Below are 25429 nucleotides of genomic sequence, written 5' to 3'. Positions count from 1 at the left end.
TCGCCGAAACCCGACAACACCAAGGCGCTTCACTACGATGTGAAGCGCCTTTTTTCTTGAATAGGGTTTGCCGCGCGGTGTTAGTGGGGCATGAGCCGCGCGCTGAAATGCCTTCTGCTGATGTCCGTTCTGCTCTGCGGCGCCGCGCCTGCACGTGCCGCCGAGGATCGCGCGCTCGAGCGCGGCACGGCGGTGATCGATCCCGCCACCCTGCGCGAGCTCGACCACGGCCGCTTCAGCCTCGGCCGGATGCTCGCCCCAGAGCGTTCCGCCGACACGCCGCTGTCCAACCGCGGTCTGTTCGGGCTCGCCGCGATGGTTCCGGTGCGCGAGGCGCTCGATCGCGAGTTCGATCGCTACGTCGCAAAGCATAAGGCAAGCCTGCCGAATGAGAGCATTGGCGTCGGCGACGGCTTTGCGTTTCAGCTGTTCGATCGCGCGCTGCTTGAATCCCCCGACGTCCGCTTCGTGCTGTCAGGCATCGTCAACCGCATGGACCGCGCCTATGTGGCGCCGAAAGATTGCGGCGAGATCCGGCTGATCTACCGGCTGACCCGTACCGATGTGCCGCCGATCGGCGAGAACGCGGTGTCGCAGCGGCTGCCGATGACGCTGAACCTCGTGCTGAAGGCGAAGGGCGACGGCAACGACGCATCGCTCGGCTGCCGCGAAATCGCGCGACGCTGGCTCGCGACCGGCAGCGCGCCGCCGGCGATAGAGAAGTTGCTCGGCAAGGATGGTCCGCTCGACCTGATCGATGCGCGCAATATCGATCGTATCGAGACCAATCTGCAGATCGCGCACGCGCCGAAATCCGCGGTGCGCGATTTCCGCACTGACTATCTGCTCAAAGTGTTCGATTATGACGGCGCGGCAAAGCGGTTTGCCGAAGCGCCGCTGGAGAACCAGATCGATCGCGACCGCATTCTGGCGGACGGGGCACTGAGGCGCGACTTCAAGGCGTGGCTGCTCGATCCCAAACATTTTGCCGAGCTCGATCGCGGCACCTTGCTGATCCCCGATCGCTTCCTCGCGACCGTAGCGGTCGCGCCGACGCCGACCGGTTTCGATGTCAGCGAGCTGGAGCCCGAATTCGGCATGGTGCAGGGCGAGGGCACGGCCGGCAATGCGGTGTTCTCGGATGATGACGTCGTCGGCGCCCTGCAGAAGGCTGCGGCCGACGGAACGAAGCTGCAGAACATCCAGTCGCTGGCCGGCTTCGAGCGGCGCCTCAACGATGTCACCTGCGCGGGCTGCCACCAGACCCGCGGCATCGGCGGCTTCCATTTCCCCGGCGTCGACTGGATGGCGGCAAAGCCGTCGAACTCCACCGTGGTGCCGGCCTCGCCGCATTTCTTCGGCGACCAGCCTCGCCGCCGCGATATCCTTGCAAGCTTCCGCGACGGCAAGGCGCCGGACTTTTCGCGCGGCTTCTCCAACCGGCCGCAGCTGCGCGGCAGCACCGAGCTTGCCGGCACCGAATACAGCGACGGCTGGGGCGCGCATTGCTATCTGCCGGGCGCGAGGCCCGCCGAGAGCGACCGCAGTTTCCGCGGCTGGACCTGCGCCGACGGCCTTGCCTGCCAGGTTGCCGGGAAGGCTTCGCACATCGGCATGTGCTTCGTGAAGGGTCGGTGATTTTCCGCCGGAACCGAAGCGGCTGCGCGTCATTATTTGATGCTACATTCCACGTCGCGACCACGCACCGAACAACCCAGCCTTGAGCGGAGACCAGCCGATGAGTGCTCCCGAGGACGACAAGCAGCGCGACCGCGAAATCGCGGCCAACGAGGCCGAGCGTCAGACGGTCAGCGCCGTCCGCGTCAGCAGCTGGGCGATCGGGCTCGCGGTCATCCTCGGCATCATTGTGGTGGCCCTGGTCTGGGCCTGGATGAAGCGCTGAAGCGACGCTCGACGGAGATCGATCCGCTACGCCACCGCGCCTGACGCGCGCAGCTTCTGGATCGTGGCCTCGTCGTAGCCGGCCTGGCGCAGGATTTCGTCGGAATGCTCGCCGACCTCGGGCGGTTTGCGCGGCTGCACCTTCCTCGCGCCGTCGATGAAGATCGGGCTGTTGACGGTCAGCATGGTGTCGTTCTCGAACCGCACCAGCACCTCGTTCTCGATCATCTGCTTGTCGTTCGGGATGTCGTCGAGGATGCCGACGACGCCGAACACGAGACCATTGCCGTCGAGGATCTTGCGCCATTCGGCGAGGTCTTTGCCGGCGAACACCTCGTCGAAGATCTTGATCAGCTCGACCGAGCGCGCGTGGCGGTCCGCCTTGGTGGCGAAGCGGGCATCGGCGACGAGGTCCTCGCGGCCCATGCAGCGCGCCAGCGTCGGCCATTGCCGGTCTTCGTTGAGCAGCGACAGGATCAGCCAGCGGCCGTCCTTGCACTTATAGTGGTTGGTGACCGCGTTCAGCGCCTCTTCGCGCGGCTTGCGCTTCTTGAACTTGGCGCCGGCGAGCTTGGCCTGCGCCAGCACGCCATTGGCCCAGACGCCGTTGGCCATCAGATTGGTCGAGACGTGCGAGCCCTTGCCGGTCTTCTCGCGCTGGAACAGCGCGGTGACGATCGCGCCGTAGAACGCCATCGCGCAGGGGTGATCGCCCATGCCGGCGACGGAACGGGCCGGCGTGGTCTCCTCGTCGGCGCGCACCAGATCCATCAGGCCGGAGCGGGCCCAATAGGCGTTGGAGTCGAAGCCGGGCTTGTTGGCCTCTTCGCCCTTCTCGCCATAGCCGGTGAAGGACGCGTAGATCAGCCGGTCGTTGAGATGGGCAAGATGGTCGTAGGTGATGCCGAGCTTTGCGCGCACCTGCGGCGGCATGTTGGTGATGAACACGTCGGCCTCGGCGACGAGCTTGTACAGCACCTGCTGCGCGTCAGGCTTGGTGAGGTCGAGCGCGAGGCTCTTCTTGTTGCGGGCTTCCAGCATCCACGCGAAATTGTGCTCGCTCGATGGATAGCCGGGCAGATTGGGCAGATTGCGATAGGGATCGCCGGCGCCGGGCGGCTCGATCTTGATGACGTCGGCGCCGAAGTCGGACAGCACGGTGGCGGCCGCGGGTGCCGCGATGAAGCTCGCGCAGTCCAGGACCTTGAGCCCGTCAAAAATGCCTTTTTCCATCGTGCCGTCGCTCCCGTGGCGCTTGTTGGTGTTTTTTCCGGTAGCTGGAATTATCGCAAGCAATGATCCCGATCGGACCGCCATTTGACCCATCTGGGGGGCACGATGCAACGGCTTGTTAGGCCGTCATTGCGAGGAGCGAAGCGACGAAGCAATCCATACCTTCGCAATTGGGGCTATGGATTGCTTCGCGGAGCCTGTCATCGGGCGCGCGTTCGCGCGACCCGTTGGCTCGCAATGACGGCGTCTACTACTCCACCCCCGCCATCAGCGCCGCATTGCCGCCCGCGGCGGCGGTGTTGATGGTGATCGTCTGCTCGGTGGCGAAGCGCGCGAGGTAATGCGGGCCGCCGGCCTTGGGGCCGGTGCCGGACAGGCCGCTGCCGCCGAACGGCTGCACGCCGACCACCGCGCCGATCATGTTGCGGTTGACATAGATGTTGCCGACCTGGAGGCGGTCGATCACGTGCTCGATCGTGTCGTCGATGCGGGAATGGATGCCGAGCGTCAGCCCGAACCCGGTCGCCTCGATCGCACTCAGCACCTCGCCGAGCTTGTCGGCGCGGTAGCGCACCACATGCAGGATCGGGCCGAACACCTCTTCCTTCAGTTGCCCGGCCGCCGACAGTTCGAAGATGTGCGGCGCGACGAAATTGCCTGCCGGCGCCTCGCCGGCGAGATGCACGCGCGCCTCCTGCTTCATTTGCGCGATATGCGCATCGAGCCGCTGCTTGGCGTCGGCATCGATCACCGGTCCGATATGCGTCGACGGTTCGGAGGGATCACCGATCTTCAATTCGCGCGCGGCGCCGGCGATCATCTCGATCATGCGGTCGGCGACGTCGTCCTGCACGAACAGCAGCCGCAGCGCCGAGCAGCGCTGGCCGGCGGAGCGGAACGCCGAGGTCACGACGTCATCGGCGACCTGCTCGGGCAGCGCGGTAGCGTCGACGATCATGGCATTGATGCCGCCGGTTTCGGCGATCAGCGGCACGATCGGGCCGTCCTTGGCGGCGAGCGTGCGGTTGATCGACCGCGCGACCTCCGTCGAGCCGGTGAAGACGACCCCGGCGATGGCGGGATGCGCCACCAGCGCGGCGCCGACCGCGCCGTCGCCCTGGACCAGATGCAGTGCCGATGGCGGCACTCCGGCCTGATGCAGCAGGGCAACCGCTTCGGCTGCGATGCGCGGCGTCTGCTCGGCCGGCTTTGCGATCACCGCATTGCCCGCCATCAATGCCGCCGTCACCTGGCCGAGGAAGATCGCGAGCGGGAAATTCCACGGCGAGATCGCGACGAACGCGCCGCGGCCGTGCAGCTCCAGCACATTGCTTTCGCCGGTCGGGCCGGGCATCGTCTCGCCTTCGCCGAACAGCTTTTGCCCCAGCGCGGCATAGTAGCGGCAGAAGTCGATCGCCTCGCGCACTTCCGATAGCGCGTCGTCGAGCGTCTTGCCGCCCTCGCTTTGCAGCAGAGCGAGGAAATGGGCGCGGCGCTGCTCGAGCAGCTCCGCGGCCTTGTCCAGGATCGCCGCACGTTTTGTGGCCGGCGTGGCGTTCCAGGCCTTGAAGCCGCGGCGCGCCGCGGCAACGGCGGCATTCGCCTGCTCGGTGGTTGATGGCGTGACGGAAGGCGAAGCCTTCCGCTCGGCCGCGATCGCCGATGTCATCGTGTCGAGCGCCTTGCGCTCGCCGAACTCGATGCCGTGCGAATTCTCGCGCTGCGGCCGATAAAGCTCGGCCGGCAACGGAATCGCTGCGTGCGACGCCTTGTCGTCAGCGCCGATGATCTCGGCCGGGCGGCGCAGCAGGTCCACGATGGACACACGATTGTCCGCGGCCAGTGCCACGAAGGACGAGTTGGCGCCGTTCTCGAGCAGCCGCCGCACCAGATAGGCGAGCAGGTCGCGGTGGCTGCCGACCGGCGCATAAGTGCGGTGGGCGATCTCGGGCCTGTCCTCGCCGAGCTGGGCGTAGAGCGCTTCGCCCATGCCGTGCAGCCGCTGGAATTCGAAGCTTGAGGGATCGTCGGCGAGTTCGAGGATGGTCGCGACCGTCAGCGCGTTGTGGGTGGCGAATTGCGGAAACAAGCGCGGCCGCAGCGCCAGCAGCTTTCGCGCGCAGGCGACGTAGTTCAGGTCGGTCATCGCCTTGCGGGTGAACACCGGATAGCCGTCGAGCCCGCGCTCCTGCGCGCGCTTGATCTCGGTGTCCCAATAGGCGCCCTTGACCAGGCGCACCATCATCCTGCGATCCAGCGCGCGCGTCAGCGCATCGACATAGTCGATGACGTCGGCGGCGCGCTTCTGATAGGCCTGGATCGCAAGGCCAAAGCCGCTCCAGCCGGCGAGCGAGGGGTCGCCGAACGCGGCGGCGATGACGTCGAGCGACAGCTCCAGCCGGTCGGCCTCCTCGGCATCGACGGTGAAGTTGAGGTCGAACGCCTTGGCGCGGCGCGCGAGATCGATCAGCTGCGGCACCAGCTCGGTCATCACCCGCGCGTGGCTCACCGCCTCGAAGCGCGGATGCAGCGCGGAGAGTTTCACCGAGATGCCGGGCCGGTCGGGCAGGGGCTGATCGCCGGCCGCCTTGCCGATCGCATCGATGGCGCGGGCGTAGGATTCGAAATAGCGATGGGCATCGTCGGCGGTGCGCGCACCCTCGCCGAGCATGTCGAACGAATAGCGCGAGCCGCGCGCCGTGTGCGATTGCGCGCGCGACAGCGCCGCCTCGATGGTCTCGCCGAGCACGAAATGGCTGCCCATCAGCCGCATCGCCTGCCGCGTCGCGGCGCGCACCGCCGGCGCACCGAGTCGCTTCGTCAGCCGCCCGATCGTGCCCTGCGGCGTCTCGCCGGGCTGGATCACGCGGGCCGACATGCCGAGCGCCCAGGCCGAGGCGTTGACCAGGAACGCGCTCGATCTGGTCTCGTGGTTGACGAAGTCGCCCTGGCCGAGCTTGTCCTCGATGAACTGGTCGGCGGTGCGCGCGTCGGGTACCCGCAGCAGCGCCTCCGCCAGCACCATCAGCGCCAGCCCTTCCTTGGTCGACAGCGCGAACTCCCGCAGCATGTCCTCGACCCCGCCGAGCGGATCGTCATTGGCCCGGATCGCCTCGATCAGGCGGGTTGCCGCGCGGTCGATCCGTGCCTCCGCCTCTGCGCCAAGCTTCGCGTCCTGACGCAGGCGGGCGGCGATGGCGCTGTCGTCTGGCGCATACGGCGCGCTGAACGGGGGCGGGAGCGGCAACGGGTCTGGCATGGCGGTTCCTTGAGATTGTGTGGGAACACGTACGCGCTAGTGAACCGTAGTTCGATAGACAAATTAGCAGATTTGCCTTAGAAAATCAGGATCAATTCGAGAATTACCGTAGATATGACAGAAATTGACAAGACTGACCGCAAAATCCTCTCGATCCTGCAAGGGGATGGCCGGATTGCCAATGTGGAGCTGGCGGAACGGATCGGCCTGTCGCCGACCTCGGTCGGCGAGCGGCTGAAGCGGCTGCAGCGCGACGGCTTCGTCGAGGGCTATGGCGCGCGGCTCAATCCGCACCGGCTCGGGCTCGGCCTGCTGGTGTTTGTCGAGGTGCTGCTCGACAAGACCACGCCCGATGTATTCGAGAAGTTCGCCAGGGCGGTCCAGACCGCGCCGGAAGTGCTCGAGTGTCACATGGTGGCCGGCGGCTTCGACTATCTGGTCAAGGCGCGGGTCGCCAACATGACCGCCTATCGCAGGTTTCTCGGCGAGACCCTGCTGGCGCTGCCGGGCGTGCGCGAGACGCGAACCTACGCGGTGATGGAGGAAGTCAAGCGCGACGCGCCGCTGCCGGTCTGATCCACAGCCATGCGCCGGATGTCTTGGCATCGCGACACGCCCGCGATAATCCTTTGGTCGAGTTGGGGCGGTGGTTCATGAAAGACGCTGATCAGCCGATACGAACGAAGCGGGCCGGATTTGCCGGCGCGCTTGCTGTGCTCATGCTGTCGTTGCCGTCGGCCATGCCGGCCCGCGCGGCCGAGCTCAGCTCCGGCATCCTGCAGCTCTACACCTCGGTCTCGATCTATCCGCCGTCGGCGACGGGGATGACCGTCTGTTACGGCTTCGTCTGCCGGCGTCGCGAGATGCTCGACTTCAGCGCAGCCGACCGGGCGGCCCTGGCCAAGATCATGGCCACGGGCCGCGCCAATGCCGCCGCCGAACGCGCGGCCGTGCAAAAGGCCGTGATCTGGTTCGACCGGCGCATGGGGCCGATCCTCGGCACCGACAAGCGCGTGGCGAAAGCGGATTTCCGCGCCAACGACGACAAACACAATTATGATTGCTGGGACACGACGCGGAACACGACCAGCCTGATGCTGGTGATGCAGGCGTGGAACCTGTTCAGGTTTCATGACGTCGGGGATCCCCACTACCGCGGATTTTCGTTGGCGCAAACGCCGCACAACACCGCCGTTCTCGTCGAGCGCGCGACCAAGGTGGAATGGGCCGTCGATCTCTGGCCCCGCGGCTATCTGCAACCGCCTGATGTCATGACCGTCGCCAAATGGGTGACGGAAGATTGAACGGCTGAGCGTCGCAGCTGCGCGTTCCGCGCTGTTCCATCCTCATTGATCGCAGGGATAGCGTTCCGCGTGACGCTGGGAACCGAATGCCAAGATTCGAACAATAGCTTCGAACGATCTGGTTCCAAAAAATACGTTCAGCGCCGATCACCATAAGAACCAAGTGACGCGTTAACACCGGCAGCATTCGGTCAACCCGAGGCTACCACATGCGTTCACGTTCGATCTGCATTGATGCCGCCAGCGGCGGCGTTCGTTTCCCACAGCTGCTGGCGCTTGCGCTGCTGCTTTGGCCTGTGCTCGCCGGCCCGGCCCGCGCGGGTGATGTCGAGGATTGCAGCGGACCGCCGACGGACAAGGCCGAGGCGGCGTGCTCGGGCATCATCAACGATACCGCACGCTCCACGGAGGACCGCACCAAGGCCTTCACCGGCCGCTCGCGATTTGGCATCGCGCGCGGCAAGATCGATCAGGCCCTCAGCGATGCCGATGCAGCGGTGCAGCTGAATGGACAATTCGTGCCGGCGCTGATCGCGCGCGGCTGGGTCCAGCAACGCAAGGGCAGCCTTGATCAGGCCCGCGCCGATTTCGATCGCGCGATCGAGCTCGAGCCGAAGAACCCGTTCGGCTTCCTGGCGCGCGGCAATCTGCGCGCCGACCAGCACGCCTGGAGCGATGCGATCTCGGATTACGACCAGGCGATCACGTTGCGGCAGGATCTTCCCGCTGCCCGTGTCGGGCGTGCGCGGGCCTATGTCGAAACCGGACAGCCCGATGCGGCGCTGGCCGACGCCAACACCGCGATTGCCGTCAACGCCGGCACGTCGAATGCATTCTACTGGCGGGGTCAGGCCTATCGCCGCAAGGGCGACATGGATAAAGCGATCGAGGATTTCTCGCGCGCGATCGCGCAGGCGCCGCAGGCAGAGCGCAACGCCTATTTCGCCCGTGCCCAGCTCTATAGCGCCAAGGGCGACTATGCCCGCGCGATTGCCGACTTCGACCGACTGTTGACGGTGCTTCCCGACAACAAGGAGATCCAGCAGCAGCGCCAGCAGGCGGTCACGATGCAGGCCGAACTCGCCAAGGCAGCAGGCGGCGCCGCGCCGCCGCAGGCCGCACCGGCTCCAGGCGCGCCGCCGGCGCGGCCAGGCGGGCCGGCGGCGGGTAACCAGCAGGTCGAGCAGGCCAAGCAGCTGGTCGCACAGGGCAACTACGCAGGCGCCGTTGCCAATCTCACCCAGGTGCTGGGCGGCGATCCCCGCAACGAGGCTGCGCTGCGCCTGCGTGCACTGGCCAATTCAAAGCTCGGCCGGTCGGCGGACGCGCGCAACGATCTCAATGCCCTGCTCAAGGTCAAGCCGGACGATCCGCAGCTGCTGGCGGCCCGCGCGCTCAATGCCGCCGGCACGCGGCAGTTCGATCAAGCGATGGCCGACGCCGGCCGTGCCATCACGCTCGATCAGAACAATTCGTTGGCCTATCTGGCGCGCGGCCTCGTCAAGGCCGGCACCGGCAAGGTGCAGGACGCGCTCGCCGACTACGATCATTCGATCTCGCTCAATCCCAAGGAGACGCTCGCTTTCACCGAGCGTGGGCTCGCTCATATCGGCCTCAACCAGCTCGACAAGGCGCTCCTGGATTTCGATCAGGCCCTGGCGCTGGTGCCGACCAATCTGATCGCCAAATCGTGGCGCGGCCTCGCGTTGATGCTCAAGGGCCGCGCAGATGAGGGACTGGTCGATATCGACGCTGTGCTGGAGCGAAGCCCGAACAATCCGACGGCACAGCTCGGCCGCGGGCTCGCGATGCTGACTTCCTCCCAGTACGACCGCGCCATCGCCGCCTTCGACCAGATCATCACGCGGGCGCCCAACGATGCTTTCCCGCATGTGCTGCGCGCCCGGGCCTATCTCGGGCTGAAGAAGCCGGATAACGCGATGAAGGATCTCAACTTCATCCTCTCTGCGCGACCCGATTATCAGCCGGCGTTGACATTGCGCGGCATCACCTGGTCGGCGTTGCGCAACTACGACAAGGCGGTCGAGGATCTCGACCGGGCGATTGCGCAGAAGGAGACGGTTGAGGGCCTGTTCGCCCGCGCCAAGGCGCATGAGGCGCTCAACCATGTCGACAAGGCGACCGAGGACTTCCGCAAGGCCACGCAGCTCACCCCGTCAAGCGTGTTCGACGTGCTGGCGCAGGCCGAGTCGAAGCGCAAGGTTCAGCAGCTGTCGAAGCGGGTGCCGTGCGGCAACGGCCAGAGCGGCACGTGCCTGTGATGCTGCAATGCGCAGCCGCGCGCTTCCCGGCGCAAAAGGTAGTCGTCGGCGCGCGAGCGGTGGCCGCCGAAATAGTTCAACGCCATATTGTTCGACGCCATGGCGCGCGGGCATCGTGCCCGCCCCGCCGAACGTCACGTTGTCTGGTGTGTGGATCGGCCCCCACTCCCGGATGGCGTCCGAGAGTGCGCCGCCGGATCTGGCGCTGTGACGCTAGACCTTGAGGTTTTCGGCTGACGTCTTGCCGCGATTTGCAATCTCTTCGTATTCAACCGACTGACCTTCGTTGAGGGTCTGAAGGCCAGCCTTCTGAACTGCTGAAATATGAACGAAAATGTCCTTGCCGCCCGATGCGGGCTGGATGAATCCATAACCCTTGGTCGGGTTGAACCACTTCACTGTACCTTTGGGCATTCCAGTCGTCTCCGCGGAATCAATCGAAAACAGACCAGTCGGTCCCCGCAAAACCGGCTTGTCCGCAACGACAGGATAGCAGTTTGAAAAAAGCTGGGTAGATCAAACGACGGTGTGTTTTTGACCGGAAACAACCCGCTTTGCGGGGGTTTTACGCCGGATTGCCCGTTTCGTGGTCAATTGATGCGCTGCAAAAACGGATCGGTTCCGGTGTACCGAACTGGATCGATCGTCCCGCGCGCTGCCTTTTCGGCCGGCGCGCGGGGATCGACCGGCGGCGTCTCAATAGGTAGCGGAGAGGTATTCGACGATCTTGCCGACGTCGGCTTCGTCGATCGGCGCACCGTAGACCTTGATCATCTTGGTCACCTCGGCCTGCCAAAAATCCTTCTTGAACTTCTCGCCCTGCGGCTGGGTCTTGATGTAGTCGGCCGAGTGGCAGGCGGTGCAGTTGTTTTGCACCACCTCGAGGTTGGGACCCGGCTTGAAGGCCGCGGTCTCCTCGGGGACGGTGTAGTTCACGGGCGCGGCGATGGCAGCGCCGATCGACAGCGCGGCGATCGCGGCGAGGGATGGAAGCAGCTTGCTGGTCATGATGCTTCTCCTCACGCTGCGGTGACGCGCACGGTTTCGACGACGTTGCGCAGATAGCCGGCCGGATTCCACAACGGATCCATCGGCTGGGTGTCGCCGGCATTGTTGGTGGCGCGCACCTTCAGCTCTGCGGGACCGGCCGCGAGCTTCACCGGCAACTTCCATTCGCGGAAGGCGTATTTGCCGAGGTCCTTGCCGAGCTTGGCCGGCGTCCAGCTCTTGCCGCCGTCGGTCGAGACCATCACCTCCTTGATGCCTTTACCGCCGTCGAAGGCAATGCCGCGCAGCATGGTGCGGCCGACCTTCAGCTTGGCGCCGTCGGCAACGCTGGTGATGAACGAGCGCACCGTGAAACGATTGATCGGGATCGTCGCCTTCGGTGCGGTGCCGGGCTCGACCGCATTGTTTGGCGTATCCGGTATCCGGTAGGCGGACTTCATCCAGAAGCCCTCGAACACGTTGTCGATCACGGTGATCTCGTTGAGGTGCTTCACCCAATAGGTGCCGTAATAGCCGGGCACCACGAGGCGGAGCGGGAAGCCGTTGAGGAACGGCAGGTCCTCGCCGTTCATGCCCCAGGCCAGCATCACCTCGCCGTCGCGCGCGTGGTCGATGTCGAGCGCCTTGACGAAATCCGGCGTCTTGTCGCTGACAGGCCCGTCCATGCCGTTGAAGGTGACCTGCTTGGCTCCGGCCTGCACGCCGGCCATGTCGAGCACGGTCTTCAGCGGCACGCCATGCCAGCGCGCGCAGCCCATCGCGCCGTTGCCGAGCTGGCCGCCGGCGACGCGCGGACTGAAGAAGCCGCGGCTGTTGCCGGAGCACTGGTTGACGGCGACGATCTCGGTCGCCTTCAGCTTCCTGATGTCCTTCAGCGACAGCTTCTGCGGCTTGTCGACCTTGCCCTTGATCTCCAGCGTGAACTTGTCCGGATCGAGATTGTAGGGGAGGTCGGCGAGGTGATAGCGGACGAAGAACGCGTTGTTCGGCGTGAGCGGGCCGTCGTTGAAGACCGCAAACGGCGTTTCCAGCTGCGGCGGGCGGGCGGTCAGGCCGATCATCGGGCGCTTCTGCGGATAGCGCACCAGCGGCCGCTCGCCATTGCCGAAGGGCAGCGTCACGGTGTCGAGGGCGAGTGCGCCCCTTGATCCCAGCCCCGTCACCAAAGCCGCCAATCCGGCGCGCTTCATCAAGTCTCGTCGATCGAGCATTCCGCTTCCTCCGAAGCTGTTCTGTCGTGAGCCGGTCATCACCAGGCCCAGATTGCCTTGCGCGCCTTCGCATCATGGAATGCGCGCGGTCCAAATGTCGCACCTGACAACCGCGAGTCAATTGAGCTTTCGCAGCGTTGCGTCGCAACAACGAAAAGCCCCGGTCGCGTGGACGACCGGGGCGTTTCCATCCAAGTAGAAGGTTCGATCAGTAGCAGACGTTCACGGTGCGATAGCGATAGCCGTAGGGCGTCAGCACCAGGCGGGTGGCGTAGCAGCCGGAGTCGACGAAGCCGACGGCAATGCCCGGGCCACCCCAGAAGTGATGGTGATGCGGATGCCAGAAGAACGGCTTGGCGGAAGCTGCGGTCGGCGCCAGCGCGCCGGCACCGAGGGTTGCGGCAGTGGCGAGAGCGAGCGTGACTTTGCGAAACATGGTCTTCTCCTTTAGGTGCGCGTTGAGCTCTGTCGCGGCGCGGTTGCAGTGTTACCCATCGCCAGTCAGTCGCATCCGGCATCGGGCACGTTCGAGCATCTCTGCTGAGCGCACCGTCGGATGTGCGGCAGGTCACATTCGGAAAGAGGGGGATGAACCGGTCAGGCCGCGACGGCACGCCGGTCGTCGACCAGCGTTGACAGGAGCTGCGTCTTTTCGACCGTGCGCACGGTCATCGGCTCGTTGCGGCCGCGGATCGCGACCTCCTGCGCCGGCAGGGCATCGTCGGCCAGCCCGGCGGTGACGCGCACCTCGTCCGAGATGATCGCCTCGCAGGCCAGCGCCTTGGTCATGTCCTGCAGCCGTGCCGCGACGTTGACGGCATCGCCGAGCGCCGTGAACACCATGTGGTCGCGATAGCCGATATCGCCGACGATCACCTCGCCGCCATGGATGCCGATGCCGAAGCGGATCGGCTCGCGCAGATCGTGGCTCAGGAACTGGTTCAGCTCGTCGATATGGGTTGCGATCAGCGCCGCCGCGCGCAACGCCTGGCGGCAGGCCACCTGCCGGTCGGTGGCAAGCCCGAACAGCGCAAGCATGCCGTCGCCGATGAACTGGTTGGGCCGCCCGCCGGCTTCCAGCACCGCCTGCGACACCGCGCCGAGGAAGCGGTTGACGATGAACACGGTGTCGAACGGCAGCCGCTTCTCGGCAAGCTGCGTCGAGCCGCGCATGTCGACGAACATGCTGACCAGATAGCGCTCCTGGCCGACCCGTGCCGGATTGGCGGCGTGCGCGTTGGCCGACGTCGTGCTCGGCAGGAACAGCTGGAAGAAATTCAGGTCGGCGGTCGGCCGCAACTGGCAGGCCAGCCGGATCGACGGATCGTCATTGCCGACCCGGTGCAGCACGAAGGCTTCGCGCGGCGAGGGCTCGGGCAATCCGGCGTGGTCGCCGATGATACGGATGCGGCAGGTCGAGCAGCGTGCGCGGCCGCCGCAGACGCTCGCATGCGGCACGTTGTAGCGCAGGCTTGCTTCCAGCACGCTCAATCCCTTCGGTACCCGCAGAGTGCGGCCGTTGCCGTAGGACAGCGCGATCATGCCGCCGCGGCGCTCCAGCAGCGCCCGCGCGCCGCGCGCCAGCAGCACGAGGCCGAGCAGGCCGAGATAGCCGATGGTCAGGCCGTCGGTGATCTTCTCGAGCGTCGTCCCCTGCGCCGCTGTTCCGAGCTTCTGCACCGACAGCTCCTCGCGCCGCCAGTCGGGATCTTGATAATCCGCGACCGTGGCGCGGCCGCCCTGGTAGACGCCGAGCATCGCCAGGGTCGGGATCAGCACGGCTCCGGCGAGCAGGAACGGCGCGGCGCGCTTGAAGAACGGACGCAGCCGCAGCCAGAAATACAGGCCGATGCAGCCATGCACCCAGGCGATCACCAGCACCGCCAGCATCTGCCACAGCCGGTTCGGCGAGGCGATGAAGAAGGTGTACAGCTCCTGGGGGTAGAGCTTCTCGTGCCCGTACAGGGTCTGGCCGAGCCGTACGCCGACGACGTGGGCGACGATCAGCATCGGGATGCTGAGGCCGAGCGTGAGTTGCAGCGGCTCGATCGCCTTCCGGTGGAACTCGCGGCGCTGATAGAGTCCCCAGATGCCGAGCCCGGTATGCACCAGGCAGGCGTTGTAGAACACGATCGCGACCGGCAGGAACTGCCAGAACTCGGTGTGGTAGTAGACCCCGATCGCCAGCGCCTGCGTCGAGATATTGCCGAGCGCGTGGTTGAGGAAATGGCTGGTCAGGTAGGCGAACATGATCGCCCCCGTGACGATGCGGACCTGCCGCAGGCCGATACCGCGGGCCATGTCCTGCAAGTGCTCGCGCGAGGGGGAGGCCATGTGATTCATGATCGGCAAGTCTAGTGGTTAATTCCCGCGCTGAACACCACCGCGGGTCCGGACCAGCCGTGAGAGCGGGCCGCGCGGCACGTTGACACTCCGTTAAGAGTCGAACAAAAAGCGCGCCGTGACGATAGCCCAAGCCGAACCTGGAGCCGATAACAACAGCGTTAAGCCGGCCCGTTCGCGCGCGCCGGACTGGCGGGGCGTCATCGCCGTGATCGTTGCCATGACCGCGATGCGGCTGGTCTACGCCCATGCGCTCGATCTGCGCACCGACGAGGCCTATTACTGGACCTGGTCGAAGGAAAACGTGCTGTCGTTCCTCGACCATCCCCCGATGGTCGCCTGGTTCATCCGCTTCGGCACCGCGATCCTCGGCGACACCAATCTCGGCGTCCGCCTCGGCGGCATCGTCGCGATGCTGGCCACCCAGCTCCTGCTCGCCGACATCGTCCGCCGCGTGACGGCCAACAACGTCCGCGCCGTGATGCTGGCGTTGCTGCTGCCGGAGGCGGCGCTGTATTACGGCCTCTTGATGGCAAAGGTCGCGCCGGATACGGCGCTGATCCCGTTTTCGGTGGCGATGCTGTGGTCGCTGGTGCGGCTTGCGCAAAGCGGTGACGGGCGCTGGTGGCTCGCCGCGGGGTTGTTTGCCGGGCTGGCGCTGCTGTCGAAATTCACCGCGATCATGTTCGCGCCGGCGGTGCTCGCCTTTGCGCTGGTGCCGGATTGGCGCTGGCGCTGGCTGCGCAGCCCGTATCCGTATCTTGCCGCGCTGATCGCGATCGTTGTGTTCTCGCCGGTGCTGATCTGGAATGCCGAGCACGACTGGGCCTCGTTCCGCTTCCAGGCGGTGCGCGCCACCGCCGAGCGCGCCTTCACGCTGCGCACCGTCGGCGAATTCGTCGGCATGCAGTTCGGCCTGGTCGGCTTCGTGCTGCTGCCGGTGACGCTGTTCGGCACCGCGCTGACGGCATGGCGCGGCTATCGCAAGCGCGAGCCGGTCGCGATCCTGCTGGCCACCGCGGTCTTGGTGCCGTTCATCTACTTCCTCTGGAAGTCCCTGACGCTGCGGGTCGGCGACACCTGGCCGATGTTTTTGTGGCCAGCCGGATTTGCGGCGGTCGCGATCAACGTCACGCGGATGCCGTTCGAGGGCTGGTCGGTCGGGCTCGTCAAATCGACGGTGTATTGGGCGCGGACCGCGATCACATCAGGCATCGTGTTCGTCGTCTGCGTCTTCCTCTATTACATGTTTGCGCCGTGGAATCTGATCGGCCGCACCGATCCGATCGGCACCGAGGCAGGCTACGATGTGGTGGCCGCGCGCACGCTGGCGCAGGTTGAGGCGACCGGCGCGACCTGGGTCGCGACCACGGATTATCGCACCTATGCGATGCTGCGCTGGTTGCTGCGCGGGAAGGTGACGGTCATCGAAATCAACGAACGCGGCCGCTTCCAGGGCTTTGCCGATCCCGGCATGAGCAAGATCCGCGATCACGCCGGCATTTATGTCGGGCGCGAGCCCGAGAACAATCTGCCGCTGTGGAGCGAGACATCAGCGGTGCGCCAGCCGCTGGAGCGCGTGACGCGCAGCTGGCGCGGCATGGTGATGGACACCTATGCGCTGGAGAAGATCAGCGGCTGGACCCCCGATCTGTCGCCGCCGCCGGACACCACCTTCTTCCGCTGGCGGGTGCTGGCCTCCTCCTTCTCCCCGCTTGCGGGGAGAAGGTCGGGATGAGGGGGGTCTCCACGGGGACGGCAAGAGTTGGTCTCGCGGAGACTCCCCCTCACCCGGAATTCGCGCTTCGCGAAAATTCCGGCCTTTCCCCGCAAGCGGGGCGAGGCAAGCACCTCATTCCTCTTCCTCGCGCTTGCGGATCAGGTCTTTCGCGAGATCCGTTAGCGCCGGGCGCGGCAGGGCGTTGAAGGGAAGCGGGCGGGTGACGTCGATCGCGGCGAGGCCGAGCCGGGCGGTCAACAGGCCGTTGAGCATGCCTTCGCCGAGGCGTTGTGACAGTTTTGCAGCGATGCCGTGACCGAGCATCTGCTGGATCAGGCTGTCGCTGGCCGCCATGCCGCCGGTGATCGCGAGATGCGCGATGACGTGGCGCAGCAGGCGGATCATGCCGAGCGCGCCGGGCCGGCCGCCATAGAGCCGCGCCAGTTGGCGGATCATCCGCAAGCTCGCCACGAACACGAACAGCACGTCGAACAGCGCGCGCGGGCTGACCGCGGTGACGACCGAGACGCGCTGCGCGGCCGTCGACACCAGCCGCCGCGCTTCCTCGTCGAGCGGGGTCATCAACTCGCGCTCGGCGAGGCGGATCATGTCGGCGCCGTCGATGATGTCGTCGGTATGGCTCTGCAGCGTGCTGCGAGCGCGGGCGAGCTGCGGGGTCTGGTGCGCGAGCTTGAGCAGGTTGCCAATGATCGCGCGGCTCGCGGCCCGGTCGTCGCTGATCAGCACCTCGGCGGCGCGCAGATGCAGCTTCTCGATCGTCGCAAGCCTTGCCAGGCCGACGAGCTCGCGCGTGGTCACGACCGCGAGCGCCACTGCGGCGATGACGGCGAGCGCGAGCCCGAGGAAGCCGAGGCCTTCATTGCGTGCGAACAGGTCCTCGACCAGGTTGAGGACGCCAAGCCCGGTGCCGAGCACCACGAGGCCCGCGACCGCGCTCCAGAACAGCGTGCCCCAGCGGAAGCCGTGGCGCGCCGGCACCAGCGGCGTATCGACCGGGACCGGAAGCTGCGCGGGCTCGGCCTCAGGCACGATCTGGATCGTGCCGCGGGTGAGGCGGCCGCCGTCGTCCGGATCCATCACGACCACGCCGGGATCGTCGAGCTTGAACGTCGCCGGCCGCCTCGGGGGCGTCTTCTCGTTCATTGCAGTTTGTCTCCGATCAGGAACTGGAGAGCGCGGTCAAGGCGGATGTGAGGCAGCGCCGGCTCTGCATCGCCGTTTCGTTCCAGCTTTGGCGGACGGAAGCGCAGGAAGCGGTAGTCTACGGCCTCTGTGTCCGAGCTTGAGAGGCCGCGGAAGCCGCCGTTGAACAGCTCCTCCGGATTGTCGGGCAGGTCGCCGGGAAAGGTCGCAACTTCCGTCTCGCCGTCGAGCCGCTCGCCATTGGCGACCTCGCCCGGCGCCGGCGTGCCGAGGATCGACGGCAGCCGGTCGCGCCCGCGCTGGACCTGCGCCTCGCGCGTGGCGCGCACCGCGGCGAGCGCGACGACGTCGATGTCGGCGCCGGCATATTCGGCGCGCTCGGCGGCCTTGGCCACGATCCGCCGCAGCACGGCCTCCAGCCGGTCGTGGCTCTGGTGGTGCAGATGGTCGGCCTTGGTAGCGGCGAAGAGGATGCGGTCGATGCGCGGCCGGAACAGCGCGCTCAGGATCGTGCTGCGGCCGATCCGGAAGCAGTCGAGAATGCCGGCGAGCGCGGCCTCGAGATCGTGCAGCGCCTCGGGGCCGGCATTGAATGCGGCGAGCGCATCGGCCAGCACGATCTGGCGGTCGAGCCGCGCGAAATGATCGCGGAAGAACGGCCGCACCACGACGTCCTTGTAGGCCTCGAAGCGCCGCCGCATCATCGCCCACAGCGAGCCGTCGGATGCGCTGCCGCCTGCGGGCACGTCGAGTGGCGCAAAGGTCAGTGCCGGCGTATCGGCGAGATTGCCGGGCATCAGGAAGCGGCCGGGCGGCAACAGGCTCATCGCGAAGCGTTCGTCGCGGCAGGCGCGCAGATAGTCGGTGAACAGGCGTGCTTCGGTCAGCGCGGCCTGCTCGTCCTCTTTGGCCTCTGGCTTCAGCGTCGCGAGATGGGCGTGCCAGGGTGCCGCGAGTTTTGCGCGCAGCGGCTCGCGCGACAGCGCAAGGCTCTCCGCCGACCATTGCTCGTAGCTCTTGTTGAGCAGCGGCAGATCGAGCAGCCACTCGCCGGGATAGTCGACGATATCGAGGGTCAGCGTGCGGTCCGCGCCATTTTGCCGCTGATACTCGATCACGAGACGGAGCTCGGAGATGTCGGTGGTCGAGCTCGGCCAGGTCCGCTCCTCGACCAATGTCCGGACATGGTTCTCATAGGCGAAGCGCGGCACCGCATCGTCGGGCTGCGGGGCGAGATAGGCGCGCGCGATCCGCCCCGAGGCATAGGCCTCGAACACCGGGAAGCGGCCGCCGCGGGTCAGGCCGTGCACCAGCGCGGTGATGAACACGGTCTTGCCGGCGCGCGACAGGCCGGTGACGCCGAGCCGCACCGTCGGGTTGAAGAACCCCTCGCCGTAGTCGAGCAGCGCCCGCGCCGAGAGACGGGCTTCCTCGACGATATCAGTGAAGCTGGGGGGCATGGAGGGTTAACGAAAACCCGGCAGGAGGGACCAAAAGGGGCGGGCGATCACCCGCAAGGTGGCGATTATCGGGCCAAAATCAAGCTTCACATTTCCGGCGCCTTTGCAGGCGAGGGGTTGTCGGGGGGCAGGGGAATTGAACGCGTCACACCACCCGCGCTACCCATCGTCCATCGGCCCACGGGAAAGCCTGCATGACGGTCTTCCGCCTGAAGCAACTTGCCTCGACCTCGATCCACGCGGCCGGCGCCGCGCTGTGGAACTACGACCGTGCCGAGCTGATCGCCGACGGCGTCGTCCATCTCGTCGGCGTCGCTTTCGGGCTGGTTGCCGCCACCGCGCTGATCGTGCTGACCGCAGTCTATGCCGGCCCGTTCGACATCGCCGTGGTGTCGGTCTATGTCGCCGGCCTGCTTGCAATGCTGGTGCTGTCGGCGACCTATAATCTCTGGCCGGTGTCGCGCGCCAAATGGGTGCTGCGGCGCTTCGACCATTCCGCGATCTATCTGCTGATCGCCGCGACTTACACGCCGTTCATCGTGGAACTGAAGGACAGCACCTTCGCGATCGCGCTGCTGGTCGGGGTGTGGTGCGTGGCGATCGTCGGGATCTGGCTGAAGCTGCGCTATCCCGGCCGCTTCGACCGACTCTCGATCGGGCTCTATCTCGCGATGGGCTGGAGCGGCATCATGCTCTACGACCGCGTCGTGAAGGCGCTGCCGGCGATGGCGCTCGGCTTCGTGCTGGCCGGCGGTATTCTCTACAGCCTGGGCGTGATCTTCCACTCCTGGCGGCGGCTACGCTTCCAGAACGCGATCTGGCACTGCTTCGTGCTGCTCGGGGCTGCCTGCCACTACACGGCGGTGTTCGACGTCGTGCTGGCGAGCTGAAGTTCTCGCCATCTGCGGCGAATGGGCTATCATGTTTCGTGATAGGCGCATTCAGCCCTCACACCGTCGCCCTGAGGAGCCGCGCAGCGGCGTCTCGAAGGGTCGACGGCCACCAGCCGGGCCGTTCATCCTTCGAGACGCGCGTCGCGCTCCTCAGGATGACGGAAGGCGCAGGGCAGCATGGGCAAGGCAACAACGTACGAGCAAAGATATCGGGAGGATGGCCATGCAGGTGGCAGGTAAGGTTGTGGTGGTCACCGGCGGTGGCAATGGCATCGGCAAGGCGCTGTGCGAGGCGTTCCATGCCGCGGGCGCATCGAAGGTCGTGGTCGTCGACCTCGATCATGGCGCGGCCGAGAAGGTCGCGGCCACGGTCGGCGGCGCCGCCTTCAAATGCGACGTCGGGCAGGAGAAGAACATCCTGCATGTGATCGACGAGACCGAGCGCATGTTCGGCCCGATCGCGCTGTTCTGTTCCAATGCCGGCATCGGCGGCGGCTTCGATCCGCTGTCGGTGAACGCCGGCGGCACCTCGGACGAGCCGTGGTCGCGGAGCTGGGCGATCCATGTGATGGCGCATGTCTATGCCGCGCGGCATCTGGTGCCGCGCATGAAGGCGCGCGGCGGCGGCTATTTCCTCAACACGATTTCGGCCGCGGGCCTCTTGTCGCAGGTCGGCAGCCCGGCCTACTCGACCACCAAGCACGCCGCGGTCGGCTTTGCGGAAAACCTCGCGATCTCGCACCGCGCCGACAACATCAAGGTCTCGATCCTCTGCCCGCAGGGCGTCGACACCAGCATGCTGCGCTCGATCCCGAAGGGCCCGCAATCCGGTGACGGCGATCTTTCCGCGGAGCAGGTCGCGCAGGATGCACTCAAGGGCATCGAGCAGGAGACCTTCCTGATCCTGCCGCATCCGCAGGTGCTCGGCTACATGCGCAAGAAGACCGAGAATTACGATCGCTGGATTGGCGGCATGGCCAAGATCCAGGCCAAGATGCGGGAAGCGCACGGAAAGTGAGACCTGTAGCCCGGATGGTACGAAACGTAATCCGGATCGAACGTGCGCGCGTGAATCCCGGATTTCGCTGCGCTTCATCCGGGCTACGATATCGGCCGCGCAACTGAGGCGGCCTCACTCCTTTGCTATCTGCGCGATCCTGTCGCGCAGATAGGCATCCATCAAATCGGGCGCCGAGGCGCCGAACATCCTGATGCGGCCGGTGTGCAATAGCAGCAGGAGGCCGGTCGCATGCGCGAAGCAGTCCACCATCACCGTGTTCGCCTTCGACCTAGAGGCGCCGAGCGCCTCTGCGGCTTCGGCGATCGGATGCAGCGCCGCCTCCAGCGCGGCGTTCAGCGCGTGATCGCGGTCATGGCCGAGCCCGGCCGGCTTCATGCCGCCGCGGAACAAGTAGAAGCCGAGATCGAGGTCGCGCGGGTTCTCCGCGTAATAGCGGAAGAAGCCCATGCCTGCGGCGTGCAGCTTCTGCCTGGCGCCGCGCGTCGTCGCGACTGCCGCACTGACGGCTTCGCCGAGCGAGGCCAGCGATTGCCGCAGCACCTCGGCGTAGATCGCCTCCTTGGAATCGAAATGGAAGTACAGCGCCGCCGGCGTGTAGCCGGCCCGCGTCGCGATCGCCCGCAGGCTCGCGCCTTCGAGGCCTTCCTCCGCGAACACGCTGCGCGCCGCGTCGAGGATCAGCTCCCGCTTGTGGCGGCTGACCGCTTCCTTCCTGCTCTCGCGCATCTGCATGTTCCGGCAAATCCGTTCTTGACTCAATTCTAACAGCGTTAGATAATTTAACATCGTTAGAATAAATGAGCAAGGGAGAAGCGTCATGCTGATGACGGCTGCGGACTATCGGGAATCCCTGCGCCGCTACAAGCCGCGCGTGTTCATCAACGGCGCGGCCGTTGCGAGCGTCGCGGACGAGCCGTTGCTGGCGCCGGGCGTGGCGGGCGTCGGCGTGACCTATGATTTCGCGCTGCAGCCCGAGCATGTGCCGATCATGACGGCGCGGCAGGGCACCTCTGGCAAGACCGTCAACCGCATGCTCCACATCGATCGGAGCTCGCAGGACCTGCTCGACAAGCTCGAGGCGGTGCGGCTGGTGTGCAGGACGTCGGGCTGCGCGCAGCGCTATCTGACCCATGATGCGCTGAACGGTCTCTTTCAGGCGACCAGGCTGACCGACGATCGCCACGGCACCGATTACAGCCAGCGCTTCCTCAACTATCTGCACGAGGTGCAGGACCAGGATCTGACGCTCGGGATCGCCATGACCGATGCGAAGGGCGACCGCTCGAAGCGTCCCGGCCTGCAGGCCAATGCGGACGTCTACGTCCACATCAAGGAACGTCGGCCCGACGGCATCGTGATCCGCGGCACCAAGGCGATCGTGACCGGCGCGCCTTACATGCACGAATTCCTTGTCATGCCGTGTCGCACCCATGTGCCAGCCGACAAGGATTTTGCGGTCTGTTGCGCCGTGCCGGTCGATGCGCCCGGCGTCACGATCGTCGCGCGTCCGGCTGGCCGGCCCGGCGATGCCGCGGCGAAATTTTCCGCGAAATACGGCCAGTCGGTCGGCGTCGTGATGTTCAACGACGTGTTCGTGCCGCATGATCGGGTGTTCCTCGCCGGCGAGACCGAGGAGGGCGGCTTCCTGACGACGTCCTACGCCACGCATCACCGGCATTCCTGCATCGGCGCCCGTGCCGGCTTCGGCGATCTCTTGATCGGCGCCGGCGCGCTGATGATCGAGGCGAACGGGCTCGATGCCGAGAAGCATGCGCATATCCGCGAGGCGATGGTGGAGCTGATCACCATCACCGAAAGCTTCTACGCCTGCGGCGTCGCCTCCTCGGTCTACTGCACGAAGGATCCGGCGGGCTCGGTGATGCCGGATGCGGTGTTCTCCAACATCGGCAAGCTGCTGCTGGCGACCAAGATCTACGACATGCACCGCGTCGCGCATTACGTCTCCGGTGGGCTGATCGTCGCGCTGCCGGGGCCCGACGAGGATCACAATCCGGAAACGCGCGCCTCGCTTGCCGCTGTCATGGGCGGACGTCCCGATATCCCGGCCGATCAGCGTGCCGAGGTGGCGCGGCTGATCGAGGACCTCACCGTCTCGCACGAAGCCGGCTGGTATTCAGTGATCTCGTTGCACGGCGGCGGCTCGCCGGAGGCGATGAAGCGCGAGATCTGGCGCAACTATCCGGTGATGGAGAAGGCCGAGCTGGTCGAGAATCTGCTCGGCCGCGACCTCGTCGACCAGGGGCAACGGGTGTCGAAGCAGCCCGGACGCTGCTGCGCAACCGGCTGCGAGGCGCCGACGCCGTCAGCGGCGCCCATGCTCGGCGATCCAATGCCCTCGTAATAAGGTTGCGAATATATGTCCAGCCGTCATTGCGAGGAGCGGCAGCGACGAAGCAATCCATATCTCCACTTGCCGAAAGATGGATTGCTTCGCTTCGCTCGCAATGACGTGGCGAGATTGCCGCTCAGCTCTTCTGCGCGTAGAGCAGCGGCACCGCGGAATCGACCATCACCTCGATCAGGCTGGTGCCTTGGTGCGACAGGGCGCGCTGGTAGGCGCTCGGAAGCTCGGCTGATTTCGTCACCCGCACGGCGTCGCAGCCCAGGCCTTCGGCGAGCTTGACGAAATCGATGCCGGGCAGATCGAGGCCCGGCACGTTGCGCACCTGCATCACCTGGCTGAACGAGCGCATCGCGCCGTAGCCGGAATTGTTCAGCACCACGACCGTCAGCGGCAGCTTTCGCTGCGCTGATGTCCACAGCGCCTGGATCGAATACATCGCCGAGCCGTCGCCGATCAGGCAGACCGTGCGTCCCTGACGTCGACCGAGCGCCATGCCGACCGCGGCCGGCAGGCTGTAGCCGAGGCCGCCGCTCGCCATGGTGTAGAAGCTGTCCTGGCCGTGCATCGGCATCGCCTTCTGCATCAGCGGGCGGTGCGACGGTATTTCCTCGACCAGCGCGTCATGCGGCCCCATCGCGGCCGAGAGCGCGTGCAGCGCGTATTCGGCAGGGATCGGGTCGCCGGCGGCGGGAGCCGGCGGCAGAATGCGGCCGGCCGGCGCGGTGCGCCTGGTCTCGGGCAGCATGTCGAGCAGCGCCGTCAGCGCCGGCTTCATGGTCGCGACGATGCTGTGGCCGGTCGGCGTCATCGCGGCGGCATCCGGATCGTCGGTGATCTGGAAGATCGTGGTCGAACCGTCGAAGATCGCCGCATGGCCCTCGACATGGAAGGTGAAGACCGGCGCGCCGACCACGACGACGAGATCGTGCTCGCGCAGCGCATCGGAGAGCTGGCCCGGCGCGGCATGCAGGAAGCCGGCGAACTGCGGATGCCGTTCGGGGAACGAGCAGCGCGCCGAGAACGGGCTGGCCCAGACCGCGGCTTTCGATTTCTCGGCGACGTCAACCATGAGATCGACCGCCTCGGCACGATCGACGGCCGGGCCGACGACGAGGGCAGGGCGCTTGGCCTCGCCGAGCGCGGCCACCAGCGCCTGCATCGCGGATGGATCAGGGCCGATTTCGCGACTGACCTGGCGCGCGTCGAGCGGCTGCGTCGCATGCGCCCAGTCGTCGATCGGCACCGAGACGAAAGTCGGCCCGCAGGGCGGCTGCATCGCGACATAATAGGCGCGCGCGATCGCGGCGGGAACGTCTTCGGCGCGCGCCGGCTCGACCGCGAATTTCACGTAAGGCCGCGGGAATTCCGAGGCCCGCTCGGCATAGAGGAAGGCCTGCAGCGGCATGATCGAGCGCGCCTGCTGGCCCGCGGTGATCACCAGCGGGGTCTGGTTGCGATAGGCGTTGTAGATGTTGCCGAGCGCGTTGCCGACGCCGGCCGCCGAATGCAGATTGACGAAACCGGCATTGCGCGTCGCCAGCGCGTAGCCGTCGGCCATGCCGACGACGGATGCCTCCTGCAGGCCGAGCACGTAGTCGATGTCGTCGGGCCAGTCGCTCAGGAACGGCAGCTCGGTCGAGCCGGGATTGCCGAACACCTTCTTGATGCCCCACGCGCGCAGCAGGCCGAAGGTGGCGTCCTTGACGGTGACGGTCGTGCCTTTGCTGGCGGCGGGTTTGCGCGAGGACATCGGGCGGCTCCCATTTCTGTCTTGTTACGTTCCGTCATTGCGGGCGGCAAAAGCGGAAAGGCAATCCACCTGTCGATGGATTGCCTGACGATGTCAAGCCGCTGCGCCCATAGTTGCCGCGGCAACGGCTGCAAATTTGCGTAGGCGGCTATCCCGTCATCCTGAGGAGCGCGCTTGCGCGCGTCTCGAAGGATCGACGGCCACGGCGGGGCCGTTCATCCTTCGAGACGCGCTACGCGCTCCTCAGAGTCTGACTCATAAATCACCCAACCTTAGCTGCAGCCGCGAGTCTGCGGGTCAGGAGCCTGATGTGTGCAATCAGCAGCCAGGCAGCTTCGGTTGCCACCGTCGCCTCGAAGTCCTTGGCGAGGCGGCGGCATCTGCCGAACCAAGCGAATGTGCGTTCAACCACCCACCGCCTCGGCAGAAGCTGGAAGCCTTTGACGCCTTGAGGCCGCTCGACGATCTCGACAGTCCATGGACCGCAGTCTGAGAGCGCGTCGAGGAGTTGATT

General features: G+C 66.1%; 21 protein-coding genes. 9 read left to right on the top strand and 12 right to left on the bottom strand.

Translation table 11 applies throughout. The features are described 5' to 3' along the window. Positions 1-90 precede the first annotated feature (90 nt). Both J6525_RS23480 and J6525_RS23475 read left to right on the top strand, forming a co-directional pair. Positions 91-1638, top strand: a complete 1548-nt coding sequence (locus J6525_RS23480) for a hypothetical protein (protein WP_225646483.1) — start codon at positions 91-93, stop codon at positions 1636-1638. A 100-nt stretch (positions 1639-1738) separates the two neighbouring features. Further along, positions 1739-1903 carry a hypothetical protein gene (locus tag J6525_RS23475; RefSeq protein WP_225646482.1) on the top strand — a complete coding sequence of 55 codons (165 nt, stop codon included), beginning with the start codon at positions 1739-1741 and terminating at the stop codon, positions 1901-1903. Between the two features lie 26 nt (positions 1904-1929). On the opposite strand, the gene J6525_RS23470 is transcribed toward J6525_RS23475, so the two are convergent. Continuing rightward, entirely contained in the window at positions 1930-3135 is a 1206-nt protein-coding gene (locus J6525_RS23470; RefSeq protein ID WP_225646481.1) for a CaiB/BaiF CoA transferase family protein, read from the bottom strand. A 250-nt stretch (positions 3136-3385) separates the two neighbouring features. Then, positions 3386-6394, bottom strand: a complete 3009-nt coding sequence (gene putA, locus J6525_RS23465; protein ID WP_225646480.1) for a bifunctional proline dehydrogenase/L-glutamate gamma-semialdehyde dehydrogenase PutA — start codon at positions 6392-6394, stop codon at positions 3386-3388. 114 nt (positions 6395-6508) lie between these two features. Between putA and J6525_RS23460 the strand changes: the two genes are divergently transcribed. The 3 genes from J6525_RS23460 (at position 6509) to J6525_RS23450 (ending at position 9980) form a co-directional block, all read left to right on the top strand. Beyond that, positions 6509-6970 (top strand): Lrp/AsnC ligand binding domain-containing protein, encoded by a 462-nt coding sequence (locus J6525_RS23460; protein ID WP_038386239.1) that lies wholly within the window; start codon positions 6509-6511, stop codon positions 6968-6970. Positions 6971-7047: 77 nt separating this feature from the next. After that, the gene (locus tag J6525_RS23455) at positions 7048-7698 is read left to right on the top strand and encodes a hypothetical protein (protein ID WP_376708550.1); all 651 of its coding nucleotides are present in this window, start codon (positions 7048-7050) and stop codon (positions 7696-7698) included. Between the two features lie 209 nt (positions 7699-7907). After that, positions 7908-9980 carry a tetratricopeptide repeat protein gene (locus J6525_RS23450; protein WP_225646479.1) on the top strand — a complete coding sequence of 691 codons (2073 nt, stop codon included), beginning with the start codon at positions 7908-7910 and terminating at the stop codon, positions 9978-9980. A gap of 213 nt (positions 9981-10193) precedes the next feature. Here the strand turns inward: J6525_RS23450 and J6525_RS23445 are convergent, their stop codons facing one another. The 5 genes from J6525_RS23445 to J6525_RS23425 form a co-directional block, all read right to left on the bottom strand. After that, positions 10194-10394 (bottom strand): cold-shock protein, encoded by a 201-nt coding sequence (locus tag J6525_RS23445; protein WP_057019268.1) that lies wholly within the window; start codon positions 10392-10394, stop codon positions 10194-10196. Positions 10395-10676: 282 nt separating this feature from the next. Continuing rightward, on the bottom strand, positions 10677-10988 hold the full coding sequence (sorB, locus tag J6525_RS23440; RefSeq protein WP_050386875.1) for a SorB family sulfite dehydrogenase c-type cytochrome subunit: 312 nt from the start codon (positions 10986-10988) through the stop codon (positions 10677-10679). 11 nt (positions 10989-10999) lie between these two features. Beyond that, entirely contained in the window at positions 11000-12199 is a 1200-nt protein-coding gene (gene sorA, locus J6525_RS23435; RefSeq protein ID WP_225646478.1) for a SorA family sulfite dehydrogenase catalytic subunit, read from the bottom strand. 208 nt (positions 12200-12407) lie between these two features. Next, on the bottom strand, positions 12408-12635 hold the full coding sequence (locus J6525_RS23430; protein ID WP_225646477.1) for a hypothetical protein: 228 nt from the start codon (positions 12633-12635) through the stop codon (positions 12408-12410). A 161-nt stretch (positions 12636-12796) separates the two neighbouring features. After that, positions 12797-14542 carry an adenylate/guanylate cyclase domain-containing protein gene (locus J6525_RS23425; RefSeq protein WP_376708549.1) on the bottom strand — a complete coding sequence of 582 codons (1746 nt, stop codon included), beginning with the start codon at positions 14540-14542 and terminating at the stop codon, positions 12797-12799. 220 nt (positions 14543-14762) lie between these two features. Between J6525_RS23425 and J6525_RS23420 the strand changes: the two genes are divergently transcribed. Continuing rightward, positions 14763-16280: a glycosyltransferase family 39 protein gene (locus tag J6525_RS23420; protein ID WP_225646534.1), complete on the top strand. Its 1518-nt coding sequence runs from the start codon at positions 14763-14765 to the stop codon at positions 16278-16280. A gap of 114 nt (positions 16281-16394) precedes the next feature. Here J6525_RS23420 and J6525_RS23415 read toward each other — a convergent pair whose 3' ends face one another. Beyond that, entirely contained in the window at positions 16395-17426 is a 1032-nt protein-coding gene (locus tag J6525_RS23415) for a YcjF family protein (RefSeq protein ID WP_225646476.1), read from the bottom strand. Beyond that, on the bottom strand, positions 17423-18886 hold the full coding sequence (locus J6525_RS23410) for a YcjX family GTP-binding protein (protein WP_225646475.1): 1464 nt from the start codon (positions 18884-18886) through the stop codon (positions 17423-17425). Before J6525_RS23410 ends, J6525_RS23415 begins: the two co-directional genes overlap by 4 nt. 194 nt (positions 18887-19080) lie before the next feature. On the opposite strand from J6525_RS23410, the gene trhA reads away from it, so the two are divergent. Further along, positions 19081-19776, top strand: coding sequence for a PAQR family membrane homeostasis protein TrhA (gene trhA / locus J6525_RS23405; protein ID WP_057019273.1), 696 nt, complete (start codon positions 19081-19083; stop codon positions 19774-19776). 226 nt (positions 19777-20002) lie between these two features. Beyond that, positions 20003-20797, top strand: a complete 795-nt coding sequence (locus J6525_RS23400) for an SDR family oxidoreductase (protein WP_225646474.1) — start codon at positions 20003-20005, stop codon at positions 20795-20797. A 114-nt stretch (positions 20798-20911) separates the two neighbouring features. On the opposite strand, the gene J6525_RS23395 is transcribed toward J6525_RS23400, so the two are convergent. Beyond that, positions 20912-21526 (bottom strand): TetR family transcriptional regulator, encoded by a 615-nt coding sequence (locus J6525_RS23395; RefSeq protein ID WP_225646473.1) that lies wholly within the window; start codon positions 21524-21526, stop codon positions 20912-20914. Between the two features lie 91 nt (positions 21527-21617). Here J6525_RS23395 and J6525_RS23390 point away from each other — a divergent pair, with 91 nt between their 5' ends. Further along, positions 21618-23162, top strand: coding sequence for a 4-hydroxyphenylacetate 3-hydroxylase family protein (locus J6525_RS23390; protein WP_225646472.1), 1545 nt, complete (start codon positions 21618-21620; stop codon positions 23160-23162). 124 nt (positions 23163-23286) lie between these two features. Here the strand turns inward: J6525_RS23390 and mdlC are convergent, their stop codons facing one another. Beyond that, entirely contained in the window at positions 23287-24915 is a 1629-nt protein-coding gene (gene mdlC, locus J6525_RS23385; protein ID WP_225646471.1) for a benzoylformate decarboxylase, read from the bottom strand. Positions 24916-25177: 262 nt separating this feature from the next. Continuing rightward, the coding region (locus tag J6525_RS23380; protein WP_225646470.1) for a transposase at positions 25178-25429 on the bottom strand (252 nt) is incomplete at its 5' end.

This window comes from Bradyrhizobium australafricanum, assembly GCF_020329495.1.
Classification (GTDB): domain Bacteria; phylum Pseudomonadota; class Alphaproteobacteria; order Rhizobiales; family Xanthobacteraceae; genus Bradyrhizobium; species Bradyrhizobium australafricanum.
The sequence above is the reverse complement of the archived record's forward strand: the minus strand, read 5'-3'. Positions and strand labels throughout refer to the sequence as shown.

What these genes read in the sequence shown, in the direction of transcription:
- J6525_RS23480 (WP_225646483.1), top strand. Translation starts at nt 91, where the DNA reads ATGAGCCGCGCGCTGAAATGCCTTCTGCTGATGTCCGTTCTGCTCTGC.
- J6525_RS23475 (WP_225646482.1), top strand. Translation starts at nt 1,739, where the DNA reads ATGAGTGCTCCCGAGGACGACAAGCAGCGCGACCGCGAAATCGCGGCC.
- J6525_RS23470 (WP_225646481.1), bottom strand. Translation starts at nt 3,135, where the DNA reads ATGGAAAAAGGCATTTTTGACGGGCTCAAGGTCCTGGACTGCGCGAGC.
- putA (WP_225646480.1), bottom strand. Translation starts at nt 6,394, where the DNA reads ATGCCAGACCCGTTGCCGCTCCCGCCCCCGTTCAGCGCGCCGTATGCG.
- J6525_RS23460 (WP_038386239.1), top strand. Translation starts at nt 6,509, where the DNA reads ATGACAGAAATTGACAAGACTGACCGCAAAATCCTCTCGATCCTGCAA.
- J6525_RS23455 (WP_376708550.1), top strand. Translation starts at nt 7,048, where the DNA reads ATGAAAGACGCTGATCAGCCGATACGAACGAAGCGGGCCGGATTTGCC.
- J6525_RS23450 (WP_225646479.1), top strand. Translation starts at nt 7,908, where the DNA reads ATGCGTTCACGTTCGATCTGCATTGATGCCGCCAGCGGCGGCGTTCGT.
- J6525_RS23445 (WP_057019268.1), bottom strand. Translation starts at nt 10,394, where the DNA reads ATGCCCAAAGGTACAGTGAAGTGGTTCAACCCGACCAAGGGTTATGGA.
- sorB (WP_050386875.1), bottom strand. Translation starts at nt 10,988, where the DNA reads ATGACCAGCAAGCTGCTTCCATCCCTCGCCGCGATCGCCGCGCTGTCG.
- sorA (WP_225646478.1), bottom strand. Translation starts at nt 12,199, where the DNA reads ATGCTCGATCGACGAGACTTGATGAAGCGCGCCGGATTGGCGGCTTTG.
- J6525_RS23430 (WP_225646477.1), bottom strand. Translation starts at nt 12,635, where the DNA reads ATGTTTCGCAAAGTCACGCTCGCTCTCGCCACTGCCGCAACCCTCGGT.
- J6525_RS23425 (WP_376708549.1), bottom strand. Translation starts at nt 14,542, where the DNA reads ATGAATCACATGGCCTCCCCCTCGCGCGAGCACTTGCAGGACATGGCC.
- J6525_RS23420 (WP_225646534.1), top strand. Translation starts at nt 14,763, where the DNA reads ATGACCGCGATGCGGCTGGTCTACGCCCATGCGCTCGATCTGCGCACC.
- J6525_RS23415 (WP_225646476.1), bottom strand. Translation starts at nt 17,426, where the DNA reads ATGAACGAGAAGACGCCCCCGAGGCGGCCGGCGACGTTCAAGCTCGAC.
- J6525_RS23410 (WP_225646475.1), bottom strand. Translation starts at nt 18,886, where the DNA reads ATGCCCCCCAGCTTCACTGATATCGTCGAGGAAGCCCGTCTCTCGGCG.
- trhA (WP_057019273.1), top strand. Translation starts at nt 19,081, where the DNA reads ATGACGGTCTTCCGCCTGAAGCAACTTGCCTCGACCTCGATCCACGCG.
- J6525_RS23400 (WP_225646474.1), top strand. Translation starts at nt 20,003, where the DNA reads ATGCAGGTGGCAGGTAAGGTTGTGGTGGTCACCGGCGGTGGCAATGGC.
- J6525_RS23395 (WP_225646473.1), bottom strand. Translation starts at nt 21,526, where the DNA reads ATGCGCGAGAGCAGGAAGGAAGCGGTCAGCCGCCACAAGCGGGAGCTG.
- J6525_RS23390 (WP_225646472.1), top strand. Translation starts at nt 21,618, where the DNA reads ATGCTGATGACGGCTGCGGACTATCGGGAATCCCTGCGCCGCTACAAG.
- mdlC (WP_225646471.1), bottom strand. Translation starts at nt 24,915, where the DNA reads ATGTCCTCGCGCAAACCCGCCGCCAGCAAAGGCACGACCGTCACCGTC.